The organism is Parahaemophilus parainfluenzae (assembly GCF_001055095.1).
GTDB classification, from domain to species: domain Bacteria; phylum Pseudomonadota; class Gammaproteobacteria; order Enterobacterales; family Pasteurellaceae; genus Haemophilus_D; species Haemophilus_D parainfluenzae_Z.
This window is the reverse complement of sequence record NZ_JVHG01000010.1, coordinates 127812-145361: the sequence shown is the minus strand read 5'-3', so window position 1 is coordinate 145361 and position 17550 is coordinate 127812. Positions and strand designations below refer to the sequence as shown.

General features: G+C 38.6%; 16 protein-coding genes, 1 tRNA gene and 1 pseudogene. 9 read left to right on the top strand and 9 right to left on the bottom strand.

Going from position 1 to position 17550, the window contains the following annotated elements; translation table 11 throughout:
- Positions 1-104: 104 nt before the first annotated feature.
- Together ADA56_RS02695 and ADA56_RS02690 are read right to left on the bottom strand one after the other, a co-directional pair.
- A complete protein-coding gene (locus ADA56_RS02695; protein WP_049369051.1) occupies positions 105-809 on the bottom strand; it encodes a helix-hairpin-helix domain-containing protein in 705 nt (234 codons plus the stop codon).
- Between the two features lie 125 nt (positions 810-934).
- Positions 935-1597, bottom strand: a complete 663-nt coding sequence (locus tag ADA56_RS02690; RefSeq protein ID WP_005699490.1) for a Bax inhibitor-1/YccA family protein — start codon at positions 1595-1597, stop codon at positions 935-937.
- Between the two features lie 170 nt (positions 1598-1767).
- On the opposite strand from ADA56_RS02690, the pseudogene ADA56_RS02685 reads away from it, so the two are divergent.
- A pseudogene (locus ADA56_RS02685) lies at positions 1768-2022 on the top strand (transposase); the annotation flags it as partial.
- Positions 2023-2048: 26 nt separating this feature from the next.
- On the opposite strand, the gene ADA56_RS02680 reads toward ADA56_RS02685, so the two are convergent.
- Genes ADA56_RS02680 through msrAB form a run of 3 tightly spaced genes read right to left on the bottom strand, consistent with a single transcriptional unit; the run spans position 2049 to position 4275 of the window.
- Positions 2049-2519, bottom strand: coding sequence for a redoxin family protein (locus ADA56_RS02680; protein WP_049369050.1), 471 nt, complete (start codon positions 2517-2519; stop codon positions 2049-2051).
- 41 nt (positions 2520-2560) lie between these two features.
- A complete protein-coding gene (locus ADA56_RS02675) occupies positions 2561-3202 on the bottom strand; it encodes a cytochrome c biogenesis protein CcdA (RefSeq protein ID WP_049369049.1) in 642 nt (213 codons plus the stop codon).
- A gap of 11 nt (positions 3203-3213) precedes the next feature.
- Positions 3214-4275 (bottom strand): bifunctional peptide-methionine (S)-S-oxide reductase MsrA/peptide-methionine (R)-S-oxide reductase MsrB, encoded by a 1062-nt coding sequence (gene msrAB, locus ADA56_RS02670; RefSeq protein ID WP_049369048.1) that lies wholly within the window; start codon positions 4273-4275, stop codon positions 3214-3216.
- Positions 4276-4551: 276 nt separating this feature from the next.
- Here msrAB and ADA56_RS09680 point away from each other — a divergent pair, with 276 nt between their 5' ends.
- From ADA56_RS09680 to ADA56_RS02640, 7 genes are all read left to right on the top strand, one after another.
- Positions 4552-4710 (top strand): IS3 family transposase, encoded by a 159-nt coding sequence (locus ADA56_RS09680; protein ID WP_080972322.1) that lies wholly within the window; start codon positions 4552-4554, stop codon positions 4708-4710.
- 100 nt (positions 4711-4810) lie between these two features.
- Complete coding sequence (sfsA, locus tag ADA56_RS02665) at positions 4811-5527, top strand: DNA/RNA nuclease SfsA (RefSeq protein ID WP_049369047.1); 717 nt, start codon at positions 4811-4813, stop codon at positions 5525-5527.
- Between the two features lie 208 nt (positions 5528-5735).
- Positions 5736-6923 carry a tyrosine--tRNA ligase gene (tyrS, locus tag ADA56_RS02660; RefSeq protein ID WP_005695949.1) on the top strand — a complete coding sequence of 396 codons (1188 nt, stop codon included), beginning with the start codon at positions 5736-5738 and terminating at the stop codon, positions 6921-6923.
- Between the two features lie 74 nt (positions 6924-6997).
- A complete protein-coding gene (locus ADA56_RS02655; RefSeq protein WP_049369046.1) occupies positions 6998-7924 on the top strand; it encodes an aminoimidazole riboside kinase in 927 nt (308 codons plus the stop codon).
- 58 nt (positions 7925-7982) lie between these two features.
- Positions 7983-8594, top strand: coding sequence for a glutathione S-transferase N-terminal domain-containing protein (locus ADA56_RS02650; protein WP_049369045.1), 612 nt, complete (start codon positions 7983-7985; stop codon positions 8592-8594).
- A gap of 9 nt (positions 8595-8603) precedes the next feature.
- Positions 8604-10061, top strand: a complete 1458-nt coding sequence (locus ADA56_RS02645) for a glycoside hydrolase family 32 protein (protein WP_049369044.1) — start codon at positions 8604-8606, stop codon at positions 10059-10061.
- Between the two features lie 68 nt (positions 10062-10129).
- Positions 10130-11302 (top strand): MFS transporter, encoded by a 1173-nt coding sequence (locus ADA56_RS02640; RefSeq protein ID WP_049369043.1) that lies wholly within the window; start codon positions 10130-10132, stop codon positions 11300-11302.
- A gap of 52 nt (positions 11303-11354) precedes the next feature.
- Here ADA56_RS02640 and pgi read toward each other — a convergent pair whose 3' ends face one another.
- The 4 genes from pgi to pyk form a co-directional block, all read right to left on the bottom strand.
- Positions 11355-13004 carry a glucose-6-phosphate isomerase gene (gene pgi / locus ADA56_RS02635; RefSeq protein ID WP_049369042.1) on the bottom strand — a complete coding sequence of 550 codons (1650 nt, stop codon included), beginning with the start codon at positions 13002-13004 and terminating at the stop codon, positions 11355-11357.
- Positions 13005-13060: 56 nt separating this feature from the next.
- Positions 13061-14143 (bottom strand): alanine racemase, encoded by a 1083-nt coding sequence (alr, locus tag ADA56_RS02630; RefSeq protein ID WP_049369041.1) that lies wholly within the window; start codon positions 14141-14143, stop codon positions 13061-13063.
- Positions 14144-14166: 23 nt separating this feature from the next.
- Positions 14167-15573 carry a replicative DNA helicase gene (locus ADA56_RS02625; protein ID WP_049369040.1) on the bottom strand — a complete coding sequence of 469 codons (1407 nt, stop codon included), beginning with the start codon at positions 15571-15573 and terminating at the stop codon, positions 14167-14169.
- 149 nt (positions 15574-15722) lie between these two features.
- Positions 15723-17159 (bottom strand): pyruvate kinase, encoded by a 1437-nt coding sequence (pyk, locus tag ADA56_RS02620; RefSeq protein WP_049369039.1) that lies wholly within the window; start codon positions 17157-17159, stop codon positions 15723-15725.
- A gap of 226 nt (positions 17160-17385) precedes the next feature.
- Between pyk and ADA56_RS02615 the strand changes: the two genes are divergently transcribed.
- A tRNA-Val gene (locus ADA56_RS02615) sits at positions 17386-17462 on the top strand.
- Positions 17463-17550 lie beyond the last annotated feature (88 nt).

The window sequence follows — 17550 nt, the reverse complement described above, 5'->3', positions numbered from 1 at the left end:
GATAAAAAAAGAAATAATCCTCAAATCACACTTTGTTACAATTTTGTGATCTACTTCAATAAAAAAACCGCACATAAAGTGCGGTCAGTTTTATCTATGTTTTCTTAGAAAGTTAAGAATGGGGTGATTTTTTCAATTGTAGCTTCACCGATACCATCAATATTTGAAAGCTCGGCAGCACTTTTGATTTTGCCCACTTTGTTACGGTAATCAATAATCGCTTGTGCTTTTTTCTCACCGATGCCAGAAAGTTTTTGTAATGTTTCTGCATCTGCTTTATTGATATTTACTTTAGCAGAAGAAGCCACTTTCTCTTTAGCTGGCTCTTTTGTTGAAGTCGCTTTTTCTTTCACTTCTTTTACTTTATCTGCCGCTTTTGTTTTTGCGTCAGACGCTTTTTCTTTTGCACTCTCTTTGACTGAATTTAATTTTTCAGTGGCTTTGTCTTTCATGGACGGTTGATTATTCTCTGTCGCTTTTTCTTTTAAAGCAGATGCTTTCTCTTTTACCGCATCTTTTGCAGAAGTTGCTTTATCTTTCACTGCATCTTTCGTGGAAGTCGCTTTTTCTTTAGCGGCATTAACTTTATCTAATGCGCTTGATTTCGTTGAGCTCGCACTATCACTCATTGATTTAAGCTTATCATTTGCCGCATTTTTCACGTCAACTTTTGTACTTTCAACCATTGATTTTGAATTAGTTACGACTGATTCTTTTGTTGGTAATACAGATGTATTCGTTGCCAATGCAGAACCAGATACGGCTAATGCAAGTGATGTTAATGTTAAAAGTGATTTTAAAGATTTCATAAAAACTCCTGTTTTGTTATTAATGGGCTCGACAAGCGAACCTGTATGCTAAGACTTATCTTAAGAAAATTAGTTCAAAACAAAAAAACGCCCCTAATCAGGAGCGTCTTTAAATTTAATGCTGACTAATCATCGCTTGAGAAAATAGAAAGTAATCTTAATAAGCTAATGAATAAGTTGTAAATTGACACATAAATACTCACTGTTGCACGAATGTAGTTTGTTTCGCCACCGTGAATAATATTGCTGGTTTCATAGAGGATTGTCATTGTTGAGAATACCACAAACAATGCACTGATCCCTACCGCTAGTGCTGGAATTTGGAAGAAGAAGCTTGCCACAATCCCTAACAATAACACGATAAATAATGAGAAAATTGCGGTAGAAAGGAAAGACATATCTTTCTTCGTTGTTAGCACGTAAGCTGAACACGCAAAGAAGACGATTGCTGTACCTGCGAATGCAAGCATAATTAAATCTTCCATTCCTCTCGCCACATACATGTTTAAAATTGGCCCGATGGTATAACCCATAAACCCAGTAAACGCGAATGCAGCTAAGATTCCCCATGCACTATTTGCTAAGCGGTTTGTCACGAAAAGTAAACCGTAGAAACCCACAAGTAACACGATAAGGTTAGGATAAGGCAAGTTTAAGCTCATAGAGATATAAGCAACAACTGCCGAAAATGCCATCGTTAATCCCAATAAGAAATAGGTATTACGTAGCACTTTATGTGTGCTCAGTAGTGATTCTTCCTGTGAATTAACAACAATGCGAGATTGCATAAAAGCTCCTTATTTTACAAAGAATAAAGTTGATGAAACATCAATACGTAAAGTAAGGACTATAGGTCAAAAAGTCAATGGTAAATCAAGAATTTGTTTTAATTTTTAAATTTAAGAAGGTAAAAGTGATCTACCCCCAAAACCTGGACATCTAATTTGAGATGCAGATTATGTCCTACTCTTATCAATTTCGTTTGAAAATTATCAAACTCGTCACCGAACAGGATTATGGTATCCGTGAGGTGGCTAAACTTCATCAAATTTCCCATGCGCTCGTCATTTATTGGCTAAAAGCATTTCGGGAAAGAGGGCTTGATGGCGTAAAATCGCCTTATACAAACCTTCAAACACCGAAAGTAGTGAAGCCAAAGATGAAAAAGAAAGGCATTGAAATTCCAGAAACCACAGACTTTTCACCTAAAGCGGCTTAAAAATAAGCCGCTTGTCATCGTTATTTTTCAGCAAACACTCGGATTTGTTCAGCTCCTAAATGCCCTGGCACCGTTTTCTTCACATTTAAATCAGCATCCAAAAATAGATTAAACGGATAACCTCGAACATGAACACGATCAATAATTTCACCATTTTCATCTAGCAAGACTTTAATATTTTTATATTCTAGCCCTTTGTACCACTCAATAAAATCAGCAGTGCCTTTTTCGCCTTTGTGATCCGGCGAAACAATGGTTATTACTTCAAAATTGAGATCTTTTTCCGCACTTAAATCATCAATTTCAGCTAATCCAGCCAAGCAAATCGGACACCAAGATGCCCACATTTTTACATACACAGGTTTGCCTTTATATTGGCTTAAAGTAACTGGCTGATTGTTTAAATCTTTGAGTTGCACATCTGCTAAATTAGTTTGTGCAAAAGTGTTTAGGCTGAATGCCATTAGAAATATTGATAGTAGTTTTTTCATTGTTTTTTCCTTTTATAGATTTCTTTTGTTGAGATTATGCTTTACGAAAAATTATTCGTAATCAATAAAATGCCCATCACGATAATTAAAACACCGCCAGCGATTTTAAATTTGTCTAAGTGTTTATTTAACCCTTTAGCACGTTTAAGCAAGCTATCAGAGAAGAACGAAAACAGTACAAACGGAGTTGCAAGTCCCAAGACATAAATGAACATCATTGATGCACCGTAAAGTGCAGAGCCTTCATCGCCTGATAACGCTAATACGGAAGCCAGAATCGGACCAATACAAGGCGTCCAACCAAGACTAAACGTTAAACCAAGCACAAATGCCTCAAGTGCGGTTGATTTTCCTGATGTTTTTATTTCCACCAATTTCGTGCGTTCCAACAAACCAATTTTGAAAATGCCAAGTTGATGAATGCCCAAAATAATCACGATAACGCCAGCGATAATGCGGGTGGTGTTACTAAATAAAATATTCCCTAAAAAGCCAAAACTAAAGCCTAAACTTACAAATGTAAGGGAAAGCCCTAAAATAAATAAAAAAGTATTTAGGACTTTTTTACCCCCTTTACTCAAAATACCAAAATAAATTGGAATAATCGGGAAAATACAAGGCGACAGAAAAGAAGCAAGCCCCGCTAAAAATACAGTTCCAATAAGGAGTTGTTGATCTAACATCCTGCATCTCCTTATTTTTTAATCGATTGAATCAAATATCCGTAGCCTGCCTTTTCCATTTCAGCTAACGGAATAAATTTAATTGATGCACTGTTAATGCAATAACGCAAACCACCTTTATCTTTCGGACCGTCATCAAAAACGTGACCCAAATGGGCATTGCCCGCACGACTTAACACTTCGGTGCGTTGCATATTAAAACTATTATCCGTTTGATAATGCACCACCTCTTTCGCTATTGGTTTCGTAAAACTCGGCCAGCCACAACCCGATTCAAATTTATCATTAGAAGAAAATACCGGTTCGCCTGTTGTAATATCTACATAAATACCTGGTTGGAAATTATCCCAATATTCATTACTAAAAGAGCGTTCAGTATGTTTATTTTGAGTGACGGAATATTGCAACGGTGTCAATTTCGCTTTGAGTTCTGTATCAGTCGGTTTCGGATAATCTTTCTCGTCAATCACAGGTTCATCTGCTTTGGTAATATCAATATGGCAATAACCATTTGGATTTTTCTTCAAATAATCCTGATGATATTCTTCCGCTACGATGTAATTTTTAAGCGGTTGCACCTCAATTTGCACTGGTTTTTTATATTTGATTTGAAGCTGGGCGAGTGCTTGTTCGATCACCGCTTTATCTGCCTCATCTTGATAATAAATCCCTGTGCGATATTGTCTGCCACGATCATTACCTTGTTTGTTTAAACTCGTTGGATCAATTACTTTAAAATAATATTTAAGCAATTTATCTAACGAAATTTGGTTTGCATCGTAAGTGACTTTTACCGTTTCTGCATGATCGGTTACCCCAATCATCTGATAACTAGTTTTATCCGTATTACCATTGGCATAGCCAGAAATCGCATCTTTCACACCGTGAATGCGCTCCATATATGCTTCCATACCCCAGAAACAGCCACCAGCAAGATAAATTTCACGAATATTTTGCGTATTTTCCATTGCCATTTTTTGTTCTCCAGATGATGATGTTGAATTTTGTATTGCTAAAGTTGGTGTAGCACAACAAAGTGCGGTAATAAATAGAAATGTTTTTGATAGTTTCATTGTTTTTCCTTATGATGTGAAAATTAACGTTACATAAGGTTAGACGGCGGATAATTCGATTTCTTACAGATTTTTGTAAAATTTTTAAAGAAATTGACTGAAATCCATTGTTATAACCAATAATAAAGAGCTAAAACACACTATTTCTCCCTCTTTTCTAAGGTAAAAAATCTATATGCAATCATATTCCACTACTTCGCTTTATCACAAAGCGGTGCAAAGTATGAGCCGCCGAGGAAATTGCTATGATAATGCGGTGATTGAAAGTTTTTTGCGATACTAAAATCAGAGTGTTTTTACTCTCGGACTTATCATTCAATTGCTGGATTACAGGCTGAAATTGAAGAATATTTAGTGTATTACAACCAAAAACGCATTAAACTTGCTTTCAAAGGATTGAGCCCAGTGCAATACCGATCTCGATATTTAAGTTAACTAACCTGTCCAACTTTTGGGGGGCAGATCAAAGAGCGGTTAATTTCATCATTAAATTTGACCTCACTTTTCTTTTAACAAGGACAATCAAGGAACAATCATGCAACTCCCTACCCTACAATCCGCAAAATTAATTCGCCGTTATAAACGCTTTTTGACTGATATTGAATTACCAAATGGCGAAGTCATCACCATTCATTGTGCAAACACTGGTGCAATGACTGGCTGTGGTGAAAAAGGCGATACCGTTTGGTACTCTCATTCTGATAGCCAAACGCGCAAATATCCACACAGTTGGGAATTATCGCAATTAGCAAATGGCCAACTTGTTTGTATTAACACGCACAGATCCAACCAGCTAGTCTTTGAAGCCTTGCAAAACAAACAAATCAAAGAACTCGCTATGTACGATGAAATTTATCCTGAAGTGAAATATGGTGAAGAAAATAGCCGTATCGATTTCTTACTTAAAGGTGAGGGCTTGCCCGATTGTTATGTTGAAGTGAAATCAATCACCTTTGTAAAAGGTACATTAGGAATGTTTCCTGATGCGGTGACAACTCGTGGGCAAAAACATGTTCGTGAGCTTTTAGCCATGAAAAAACAAGGACATCGCGCCGTTGTTCTCTTTGCTGGATTACATGATGGCTTCGATCGTTTTAAAATCGCTGAGTTTGTAGATCCCGAATATAATCGTCTTTTAAAGGACGCCAAATCACAAGGTGTAGAAGCTTATGCTTATGCGGGAAAATTTGACATTTCAGATGACATTCCGAGCGCACTTTCTCTCACAGAAAGTGTACCTTACATCGATTAAAAAAATAATTGAGAATTATTTTCATTTTGTTGTTGACAAGGTATTTGAGAATTGTTATCATCTAACCATTCCAAAAACAAACAGATAATCACTCCAACTTCACGCCTATTTCCCCACAAATAGGCGTTTTTTTTCATCTCAATCTTTTCATTTCAGCCATATTCTCTATAATGTAGCCTTTAATATTAAAATAACATTAGGAAATAGAATGACTGATATTAATACCGTTCTCGCCGAACTAAAACGCGGTACTGATGAGATTCTTTCTGAAGCAGATTTAATCGAAAAACTAAAAGAAAATCGCCCACTTAAAATTAAACTTGGTGCAGACCCTACTGCTCCGGATATTCACTTAGGGCATACCGTGGTATTAAACAAACTTCGTCAATTCCAACAATTAGGCCACGAAGTCTATTTCTTAATCGGTGATTTCACTGGTATGGTCGGTGACCCATCTGGTAAAAACACCACTCGCCCACCGCTTAGCCGTGAAGATGTGCTTCGCAATGCGGAAACCTATAAAGAACAGATTTACAAAATTCTAGACCCACAAAAAACAAAAATCGTATTCAACTCTGAATGGTTGGGTAAATTGGGTACTGAAGGAATGATCCGTTTAGCAAGTAACTACACCGTAGCGCGTATGCTAGAACGTGATGACTTCAAAAAACGTTTTGGTAATAACCAACCTATCGCAATTCACGAATTTATTTATCCTTTACTACAAGGTCATGACTCTGTTGCTTTAGAAGCTGACGTGGAACTTGGTGGTACCGACCAAAAATTCAACTTACTTGTTGGTCGTGAATTACAAAAATCAGCTGGTCAAAAACCACAGGTAGCGATAACACTTCCATTACTTGTTGGTTTAGACGGTGAGAAAAAAATGTCTAAATCATTAGGTAACTACATCGGCGTGACTGATGCACCAAGTGATATGTTCGGTAAAATCATGTCGATCTCGGATGAATTAATGTGGGATTGGTACAACTTACTTTCTTTCCGTCCACTCACTGAAATTGCTGAATTAAAAGCAGAAGTAGCAAATGGCAAAAACCCACGTGATGTAAAGATTTTACTAGCCAAAGAAATCATCGCACGTTTCCATGATGAAGCAGCGGCAGAGGCGGCTGAGCAAGAATTTATTAACCGTTTCCAAAAAGGTGCAATGCCAGATGAAATGCCTGAATTCACCTTTGAAGGCGAAATTGGTTTAGCAACCTTGTTAAAAGAAGCAGGACTGGTTCCTTCTACTTCTGAAGCGATTCGCTCAGCGAAACAAGGTGGTGTCAAAATCAATGGTGAAAAAGTCGAAGACATGAAAGCCAACGCACCGAAAGGCACAAATGTTTACCAAGTCGGTAAACGTAAATTCGCACGCGTAACCATCGCATAAAACACCTATGAAAATGACCGCTCTTTTTAAGTGCGGTTATTTTTTAACTGATATCCACAATAGAAGGAAAATATATGAGCCCCAAAATCTGGGTAACCGGTGATGCGGTTGTCGATCTTATTCCTGACGGTGAAAATCATTATTTACGCTGTGCCGGTGGTGCGCCTGCAAATGTGGCAGTTGGTGTCGCGCGTTTAGGCAGCCCGAGTGCTTTTATTGGTCGTGTAGGTAATGATCCGCTTGGCCAATTTATGCAAGATACCTTAAATGCGGAAAATGTGAATACACAACATATGATTTTAGATCCGCAACATCGCACCTCTACAGTTATCGTCGGCTTAGATAATGGCGAACGTAGCTTTACCTTTATGGTAAACCCAAGTGCGGATCAGTTTTTACAAGCGAGCGATTTACCCCCATTCCAACAAGGTGAATGGCTGCATTGCTGCTCTATTGCGCTGATTAATAATCCATCACGCGAAGCAACTTTCGAAGCCATTCGTCGTATTAAAGCCGCTGGCGGTTTCTTCTCTTTTGATCCAAATCTACGTGAATCGCTTTGGTCAAGCTTAGAAGAAATGAAAACCGTGGTAATGGAAGCGGTTGCATTAGCTGACGTATTGAAATTCTCTGAAGAAGAATTAACGCTTTTGACTAATACTGACAGCCTTGAAAAAGCCTTTGAAAAAGTGACCGCACTTTATCCTGAAAAATTGATTATCGTGACTTTAGGTAAAGATGGTGCACTCTATCACTTAGAAGGTAAGAAAGATGTGATTTCTGGAAAAGCCTTACAACCTGTTGATACAACGGGTGCAGGCGATGCCTTCGTTGGTGGTCTACTTGCTGGACTTTCACAGCATCCAAACTGGAAAGAAAATGATGTGCTTGTGCAAATTGTCCGTCAAGCCAATGCTTGTGGCGCCCTTGCTACGACAGCAAAAGGCGCAATGTCGGCCTTACCAAATCAAACACAATTAGCGGCATTTTTAGCGAATTAGCGTGCAAAGGTGCAAATAACTGCACCTTCTATTTATGAAGATAATTTAGGAGATATTTATGAAACTTTGGTATTCCAACTCTAGCCCTTATGCTAGAAAAGCCCGTGCTGTAGTGCAATATCATCAATTGCAAGATCATGTTGAATTACTCCTCGCAAACAGTGGCTTAGATAAGAACTCACCACATAACTTAGACAATCCTCTTGGTCGTTTACCAGCATTACAACGAGAAAATGGTGAATGGCTTTATAACAGTTCACTCATTGCTGAATATCTCGATCACATTGGTACGCAACCTTCACTTTATGGAAACAGCGAGACACGTTGGGAAATTCTCCGTTTACATTATTTAGCCGATGGTATTTTAGAGAATGAAATATCCGTAGCACCTGAAAAATGCCTTCGTCCACAAGAGCAATGGTGGCTTGAACGTCATCAACAAATTTTTGACCGTACAGAACGAAGCTTAATCGAGCTCAAAAAAGCCATTGATATCTTTGGTGAAGAATTAAATATCGGTACATTGAATGCCGTATGTGCGATTGATTTTCTACTATTCCGCGATGCTTGGACTCATGCTTCACAACATGCAACCATCAAATCATTAAAAACATGGGCTGACGCAATGAATCAACGCTATGATTGCTTAAAAAACACCTTACCCAAATAAGATTAAATTATGATTATTTTCAATAATGGCAAATACAAAAGTATCCTAGCTGCAGAAAAAGACGAGCTCGCAGAAATTGCTGAAACCGTGCAAAAAGACAAATATTTTCGACCGCACTTTCATATTGCCCCACCAACTGGTTTGATGAATGATCCGAATGGTTTGCTCTTCGATGGCGAGAAATATCATCTTTTCTATCAATGGTTTCCATTCGATGCAATTCATGGGATGAAACATTGGAAGCATTTAATCACGAAAGACTTCCAGCATTATCAATCAGCGGATGATCTGATTCCTTGTGAACTTTTTGAGTCTCACGGCTGTTATTCGGGCGGTGCTTTAAAAGTCGGTGATAAATTGGCCATGTTCTACACTGGCAATACTCGTCGTCCAAGTGATAATCAACGCGTGCCTTATCAAAATTTAGCGATTTTCGATCTTAACGGGAAGTTGCTTAGCAAACGTCCGTTAATTGAAAATGCGCCAGAAGGTTATACAGAGCATGTTCGCGATCCTAAACCGTATTTAACTAAAGACGGCAAAATCCGTTTTATCTGCGGCGCACAGCGAGAAAACCTCACGGGAACAGCCATTATTTTTGAAATGGATAATCTTGAAGGTACGCCTCGCTTATTAGGTGAGCTTTCCTTACCTGCTTTTGACAATACAAACGTGTTTATGTGGGAATGCCCTGACCTATTGAAGCTCGGTGATAAAGATGTCTTTATTTGGTCGCCACAAGGTAAAGATCGGGAAGCGCATCAATTCCAAAATAATTATCATGCGACTTATGCAGTGGGCAAATTAACAGATTTAACCTTTGAAGCAGAATATATTAGCGAATTAGATCAGGGCTTTGATTTCTACGCACCACAAACATTTGCTGGCTTAGATAACCAAACTCATGCCGTGCTTTTCGGTTGGATTGGTTTGCCAGATTTAACTTATCCAACAGACAAATTTAAATGGCACTCAGCTTTAACCTTACCAAGAGAATTGCGCTTAGAAGGTTCGAAAATTTATCAACGCCCGATTGATAAAATATACAAAAATCTGACCGCACTTTCTGCGCTTCATCTCAATGAAAAAGCTGATATTGCTAATTTAGATCGTGCGTATATTAAATTTGAGGCAAATAACCAAGCCTTTGACTTAACCTTCTTCCAAAATGAAAAAGGACAATCATTACGACTTTCTTATGAAAATGGCTTGGTTTGCTTAGATCGCAGTCAAAGCGAACAAACCGATTTAATGGAAAAATTCGATACCAAACGCTTCTGCGAAGTTGAAAATCTGCAAACTGTTGAAATTTTCTTTGATCGTTCAATTATTGAAATTTTCTTGAATCACGGTGAAAAAGTCATGACATCAAGATTTTTCATTGAGAACAGAGAGAATACAATAACCAGCAATCGCCCGTTAGATTTAATGATCGGTTATTTACCGGCTATTCAATATGACAAATAATCAACTAAGTGCGGTTAAAATTAACCGCACTTTTATTTCCAACTATGTTCTCTTATTAAGTAATAACTATGTTTGTTCAACAACAAAACGCAACACCATCTAATCTTGTGGCGTTCAATTTTCTATTGATTGCCTTTTTAACGGGGATTGCTTCTGCGTTTCAAACGCCGACTTTAAGTTTGTATCTCTCTCAAGAGATTCAAGTTTCGCCTTTTTTTATTGGCTTGTTCTATTCCGTCAATGCCATTATTGGCATTATCTTGAGCCAAATTCTGGCGAAATATTCTGATAAGCAAGATGATCGTCATAAAGTGATGATTGTTTGCTGTTTGATTGCTGTGCTTGGATGCCTGATTTTTGCTTATAGCCGAAATTATTATGTGTTAATTATTATCGGTACAACATTGTTAGGACTGGGCTCATCCGCTAATCCGCAATCTTTTGCTTTAGCGCGAGAATATGCTGAAAGTAGTCATCGTGAAGCGGTGATGTTCACCACAATTATGCGAACTCAAATCTCATTGGCTTGGATTGTGGGGCCGCCACTTTCCTTTTTCATTGCGCTAAACTGGGGCTTTGATTATATGTATTTGGTGGCAGGTTCTGCCTTTTTACTGTGTGCAGGTGTCAGCAAATTATTGCCGAAAATTCCTCGTCAAAGTGCGGTCAAAAATCAAGAGATTTTAGACAATATGCCACCAAGAAAAAGTGTGATTTACTTATTCATCGCTAACCTATTGCTTTGGACCTGTAACAGCATGTATCTCATCAATATGCCATTATTTGTGATTAATGAATTACATTTAAACAAAGAATTAGCGGGAACATTGATGGGAACGGCTGCGGGATTGGAAATTCCAGTGATGATTTTTGCGGGCTATCTCACCAAATATTTCAGTAAAAAGCGCTTGATGATGATTGCGTTAGTTTCAGGTTTAGCCTTCTACTCAAGCTTATTATTTGCAGATCAAACTTGGCAGCTTATCGGGTTACAAATGCTTAATGCGATTTTTATCGGTATTACCGCTACCATTGGCATGGTGTATTTCCAAGACTTAATGCCGACTAAAATGGGCACTGCCACCACCTTATTTAGTAATGCAGCAAAAAGTAGCTGGATTATTGGTGGACCTATTGCCGGTATTATTGCAGAAATTTGGCATTACAACTCTGTTTTTTATGTCGCTGTGGCATTAATTTTTATCAGCGTAGGCTGTATGTGGAAAGTCAAATCAGTTTGATTAAAATAAAAAAGAGCGGTCAAATTTGACCGCTCTTTTGCTTTCCATTATCTTATCGCCATGCTTTGAATTGGTTAATCAATCCATTTGTTGAGCTATCATGACTTGAAACGTTCTCTTTGTCTGCCAATTCAGGAAGAATTCGGTTCGCTAATTGTTTACCTAATTCCACGCCCCATTGGTCGAAACTGAAGATATTGAAAATCACACCTTGTGTAAAAATTTTGTGTTCATACATGGCAATTAATGCGCCAAGAACAAATGGTGTAATTTTTTGCACTAAAATAGAGTTGGTCGGTTTGTTACCGGTAAAGACTTTAAATGGCACAATGTCTTTTACCTCATCTAAAGATTTACCGGCTTTCACAAACTCTGCTTCAACTTCTTCCTTGGTTTTACCGAAAGCAAGTGCTTCAGTTTGTGCAAAGAAGTTGGATAACAATTTGCTGTGATGGTCACCTAATGGATTATGGCTTTGTGCTGGTGCGATAAAGTCACAAGGAATTAACATCGTACCTTGGTGAATTAATTGGTAGAACGCATGCTGACCGTTTGTACCCGGTTCCCCCCAAATAATTGGGCCGGTTTGATAATCACGGATAACATCGCCATTACGATCAACATATTTACCGTTTGATTCCATATTGCCTTGTTGGAAATAAGCGGCAAAACGGTGTAAATATTGGTCATAAGGTAAAATCGCTTCAGTTTGTGCACCAAGGAAGTTAGTATTCCATAAACCAACCAATGCTAATGTTGCAGGGATATTTTTTTCTAATGGCGCAGTACGGAAATGTTTATCCATTTCATGCGCACCACTTAAGAGTGCTTCAAAATTATCAAAGCCGATTGAAAGTGCAATTGAAAGACCGATTGCAGACCATAAAGAATAACGGCCACCAACCCAATCCCAGAACTCAAACATATTATTGGTATCAATACCAAATTCTGCTACCGCTTTACCATTGGTAGAAAGCGCAGCGAAGTGTTTTGCCACCGCGCTGTTATCTTTCGCTGCCGCTAATAACCAATCGCGTGCAGAATTCGCATTGGTCATGGTTTCTTGTGTAGTAAAGGTTTTAGAAGCCACTAAGAAAAGTGTCGTTTCAGGATTCACTTTTTTCAACGTTTCAGCGATATGTGTTCCATCAACGTTTGAAACGAAGTGCATATTCAAGTGATTTTTATAAGGACGAAGCGCTTCAGTCACCATGTAAGGACCTAAGTCCGAACCACCGATACCAATATTCACCACATCAGTAATCGCTTTTCCCGTATAACCTTTCCATTCACCTGAAATCACACGATCACAGAACGATCTCATTTTCGCTAATACCGCATTCACTTCCGGCATCACATCTTTACCATCTACATATACTGGTGTATTTGAACGGTTACGAAGTGCGGTATGTAATACGGCACGATTTTCTGTACGATTAATCTTTTCTCCCGTAAACATGGCATTAATCGCTTCATCTAATGCCGATTCTTTGGCTAATTGATGAAGTAATTTGAGGGTTTCTTGATTAATTTTATTTTTTGAAAAATCCACTAAGATTTGATTTTCAAAAGTTAAAGAATAATCGTTAAAACGATTTTGTTCTTGTTTGAACAAATCAGCAATCGTGGTATGAGCCAGTTGAGATTGGTGAGCTTCAAGTGCTTTCCAAGCTTGTGTATTGGTTGGGTTAATGTTTTTCATGAATTTTTCCTTTTAAAAATTGAATTCTTTACATTTTTGCTTTCTTGCAAAAACAATTAATCGACATATTCTGTTATAACACGAGGGGTTAATTTTGTAATCAATTCATAGCTTAAAATACCACTGTATTTAGCTACCGTTTCAATTGGCAATTCTTTGCCCCATAAAATTACTTCATCGCCCACTTTATCTTGGCTATCTGGACCTAAATCCACCGTCAGCATATCCATTGAGACACGACCAACAATAGGAACAATACGACCATTTAGATAAACTGGCGTACCTTCCGGCACATCACGTGGATATCCATCACCATAACCAATAGCAACCACGCCAATTTTAGTATCTTTTGGACTCGTCCAAATACCGCCATAGCCGACAGGCTCCCCTTTTTTATGTTCACGTACAGCAAGCAAAGATGACGTTAAATTCATCACGGGAGTTAAACCAAATTCAGCACCTACAGTATCTGTTGGTGAAATGCCGTACATAATAATCCCTGGGCGAATACAATCTAAATGGGCTTCAGGCCAAAATAGAATCCCGCCTGATGCGGCAATGGTTCGTTCTCCTGCTTTATCTTTTGTCGCTTGAAGAAAACGATCGAGCTGAACTTGAGTGTAATCTGAATCTAGTTCATCAGCACGGCTAAAATGACTCACAAAACCTAAGTGAGGTTGAATTTGAGGGAGTTTTTTCAGCTCTTGATAAAAATAATCCACTTCATCAAGTGATACACCTAAACGATGCATACCCGTATCAATTTTTAACCAAACTTTAATTGGACTTGGTACTACGGCTCGTTTTAATGCTTCAAGCTGTTCTCGGTTATGTACCACCGTCTCAATGTTATTTACTGCAATAATAGGCAGATCTTTTTCATCAAAAAAGCCTTCTAGCAATAAGATCGGTTTAATAATACCGTTGGAGCGTAAAGATAGTGCTTCTTCTAAACGTGCCACGGCAAAGCAGTCCACCATGCTTTCTAAAGCTGATGAGACAAATACCACGCCGTGACCATATGCGTTTGCTTTCACCACAGCAATAATTTTACTGTGGGGCGCTTTTTCTTTAATAACTTGTAAATTATGTTTTAAGGCAAGCGAACTGATTTTCGCTGTTGCCGGTTTTACGTTCATCTTTCTAATCCGTTATCTCTTGCCTAATAATCATCTCTGTATTCACGCTGTTCGGCAAGGTTATCAAAGCGTGAGAATTGACCGTTAAATGCTAAACGTACACGACCAATCGGACCGTTACGTTGTTTACCAATAATGATTTCAGCAACCCCTTTATCTTCAGAATTATCGTTATACACTTCGTCACGATAAATGAACATAATCAAGTCAGCATCCTGCTCAATAGAGCCTGATTCACGTAAGTCTGAGTTTACCGGACGTTTATCTGCACGTTGTTCTAGCGTACGGTTAAGCTGAGACAGTGCAATAACTGGGACTTCTAATTCTTTCGCTAATGCTTTTAACGAACGGGAAATCTCCGCAATTTCTAAGGTACGGTTATCTGAAAATGCAGGTGCGCGCATTAATTGAAGGTAGTCCACCATAATCATGCTCAAGCCCCCATTTTCGCGATACACACGACGCGCGCGCGCGCGCAATTCTGTTGGGGTTAAGCCAGATGAATCATCAATATAAAGATTGTTTTTTTGCTTAAACATTCCAAACACGCTGGCAATTTTACTCCATTCCGTTTCATCCAAGTTTTGGCCAGTACGAATTTTGGTTTGGTCCACGCGAGCTAGAGAGGCAATCATACGCATCATGATTTGTTCCGCAGGCATCTCTAAACTGAATACCAACACAGGCTTATCACTTGCCATGGCGGCATTTTCACAAAGGTTCATTGCAAACGTGGTTTTACCCATAGAAGGACGTGCAGCGACAATGATGAGGTCAGAAGGTTGTAACCCTGCTGTTTTCTTATCTAAGTCAACAAAGCCCGTTGTGACCCCTGTCACACCGCTATGATTTTCAAGCTTACTTAAGGTATCAATTCGAGCAATGGTACTTTCCAACACGCTGATCACATTTTGTGGTCCTTCAGTTGAAGAACTGCGTTTTTCAGCAATAGCAAACACTTCTCTCTCGGCTTCATCCAACACCATTTTGATGTCTTTGCCTTTCGGAGAATAGCTGTTTTCTGCAATACGATTTCCCACAGCAATAAGCTCACGCAAAATCGCTTTTTCACGTACGATTTCAGCATAAGCCAAAATATTAATGGCATTTGGCGTGTTATTAGAAAGATCCGCTAAATAAGCAAAACCGCCTACGGAATCGCTAATACCTTTTGCTTTAAGGGCTTGATCAAGGGTGATTAAATCAATCGGTGTTTGATTACGCATTAATTCTTCCATGGTTTGGAAGATTGCTTTATGCGCAAAAGTATAAAAATCCTCAGCGATCACTCTTTCTGCAATACCATCCCAATGTTGATTACTCAACATGATGCCGCCAAGTACGGCTTGTTCAGCTTCTGTGGAATGAGGAGGGATGCTAACTTGTTCAGTTTTCTGATCAGGTGATTGGATTTGTCTTTGTGATGCCATAAGGATTTCAATTTAAACTAAAAAACTGTGCTTATGATACCGCAAATACGAGGTGGTTTTAAGAAAAAAGTGCGGTCAATATTTTCAATATTTTAGATATAAAAAAACGGTGGAAAAATCCACCGCTCTTTTTTATTCATGAATGTTGATTATTCAACTGTTAAAGTACGACAAACGTTAGTTGTACCTTCTGATTCATCACCTTGTGTTAATAAAACAAGATCACCTGAAACTAAATAACCTTTTTCTTTTAATAGGTTAATCGCTGCTTTTGCACCTGCAGAGCTACGAGATTCACCATCAAAATGAACTGGAGTGACACCGCGGTATAATGCGCAACGGTTTAATGTTTCTTGAACACGAGAAAGTGCAAAGATTGGTAAACCGGAGCTGATACGTGACATTAATAATGGTGTACGACCAGAGTGGCTTAAGGTAATAATTGCTGCAATACCGCTTAAGTGGTTTGCGGCGTACATCGCAGACATTGCTACAGATTCTTCAATATCTCTGAACTCACGATCTAAACGGTGATGAGAAATATTGATGCTAGGCATTTTTTCTGCACCTAAACATACGCGTGCCATTGTCGCTACAGTTTCAGCTGGATATTGACCTGCTGCAGTTTCCGCTGAAAGCATTACCGCATCAGTACCATCTAATACCGCATTTGCTACGTCCATTACTTCTGCACGAGTTGGCATTGGGTTGCTGATCATTGACTCCATCATTTGAGTTGCAGTAATAACCGCTCGGTTTAATTGACGTGAACGACGAATTAATTTTTTCTGTACGCCAACTAATTCAGGGTCACCGATTTCAACACCTAAGTCACCACGTGCAACCATGATCACATCAGAAGCTAGGATGATATCATCCATTGATGCCTCATCAACTACGGTTTCAGCACGTTCAACTTTAGCAACGATTTTCGCTTCTAAACCAGCTTGTTTTGCTAACTCACGTGCATAGTTTAAGTCTGCACTTGAACGTGGGAAAGATACCGCTAAGAAATCCACACCGATACGTGCCGCAGTGATAATATCTGCTTTATCTTTTTCAGTTAATGCGTCTGCAGATAAGCCACCACCTAATTTGTTGATCCCTTTATTGTTTGATAATGGACCACCAACAGTCACTTCAGTAAATACTTTTGCACCTTCTGTAGAAAGTACTTTTAATTGAACACGGCCGTCATCCAATAAAAGAATATCGCCAGGAACAACGTCTTGTGGAAGAGTTTTATAGTCTAAACCAACAGCTTCTTGATTACCCTCACCTTTTGGTAATTCCGCATCAAGAATAAATTTATCACCAACATTTAAGAAAATTTTGCCATCTTTAAAAGTAGAAACACGAATTTTAGGGCCTTGTAAGTCACCTAAAATTGCCACGGTTTTACCTAATTTTTTCGCGATTGAACGAACACGCTCAGCACGGCCGATATGATCGTCTGGTGTACCGTGAGAAAAGTTCATACGCACAACATTAGCGCCTGCTGTGATAATTTTTTCAAGATTGTTATCGCGGTCTGTTGCAGGACCCATTGTACATACAATCTTCGTTCTTCTTAATTTTTTAGACATTATCTAAACTCCACAAATAGTTACAATTTAAAAAAGCTTTTTTAATTTCGGCTCATCCGAGATAAAAACCGTCGCGCATTATACGCTTAAACTACCGCAAAATCAAAACAAGCACTGAGAGTTTTTGCAACAAATTTTGGTTATTTTTTTAGCAGCTAAATTTAACTTAAAACAAATCCCCTTGTTTTCATCATTAAAACTGTTTATCATCTGCCACATCTTTTACGCGACTATAGCTCAGTTGGTTAGAGCACCACCTTGACATGGTGGGGGTCACTGGTTCGAGTCCAGCTAGTCGCACCATATTACAATCCCAAGTTTTTTAGCTTGGGATTTTTCTTTTTATCCCCCCGCTTAATTTGAATGAATATTTTCTGAATAAACCACATAA

Bases quoted from the DNA above. Each gene is read 5' to 3' on its own strand.
- ADA56_RS02695 (WP_049369051.1), bottom strand. From the start codon at position 809: ATGAAATCTTTAAAATCACTTTTAACATTAACATCACTTGCATTAGCC.
- ADA56_RS02690 (WP_005699490.1), bottom strand. From the start codon at position 1,597: ATGCAATCTCGCATTGTTGTTAATTCACAGGAAGAATCACTACTGAGC.
- ADA56_RS02680 (WP_049369050.1), bottom strand. From the start codon at position 2,519: ATGAAAAAACTACTATCAATATTTCTAATGGCATTCAGCCTAAACACT.
- ADA56_RS02675 (WP_049369049.1), bottom strand. From the start codon at position 3,202: ATGTTAGATCAACAACTCCTTATTGGAACTGTATTTTTAGCGGGGCTT.
- msrAB (WP_049369048.1), bottom strand. From the start codon at position 4,275: ATGAAACTATCAAAAACATTTCTATTTATTACCGCACTTTGTTGTGCT.
- sfsA (WP_049369047.1), top strand. From the start codon at position 4,811: ATGCAACTCCCTACCCTACAATCCGCAAAATTAATTCGCCGTTATAAA.
- tyrS (WP_005695949.1), top strand. From the start codon at position 5,736: ATGACTGATATTAATACCGTTCTCGCCGAACTAAAACGCGGTACTGAT.
- ADA56_RS02655 (WP_049369046.1), top strand. From the start codon at position 6,998: ATGAGCCCCAAAATCTGGGTAACCGGTGATGCGGTTGTCGATCTTATT.
- ADA56_RS02650 (WP_049369045.1), top strand. From the start codon at position 7,983: ATGAAACTTTGGTATTCCAACTCTAGCCCTTATGCTAGAAAAGCCCGT.
- ADA56_RS02645 (WP_049369044.1), top strand. From the start codon at position 8,604: ATGATTATTTTCAATAATGGCAAATACAAAAGTATCCTAGCTGCAGAA.
- ADA56_RS02640 (WP_049369043.1), top strand. From the start codon at position 10,130: ATGTTTGTTCAACAACAAAACGCAACACCATCTAATCTTGTGGCGTTC.
- pgi (WP_049369042.1), bottom strand. From the start codon at position 13,004: ATGAAAAACATTAACCCAACCAATACACAAGCTTGGAAAGCACTTGAA.
- alr (WP_049369041.1), bottom strand. From the start codon at position 14,143: ATGAACGTAAAACCGGCAACAGCGAAAATCAGTTCGCTTGCCTTAAAA.
- ADA56_RS02625 (WP_049369040.1), bottom strand. From the start codon at position 15,573: ATGGCATCACAAAGACAAATCCAATCACCTGATCAGAAAACTGAACAA.
- pyk (WP_049369039.1), bottom strand. From the start codon at position 17,159: ATGTCTAAAAAATTAAGAAGAACGAAGATTGTATGTACAATGGGTCCT.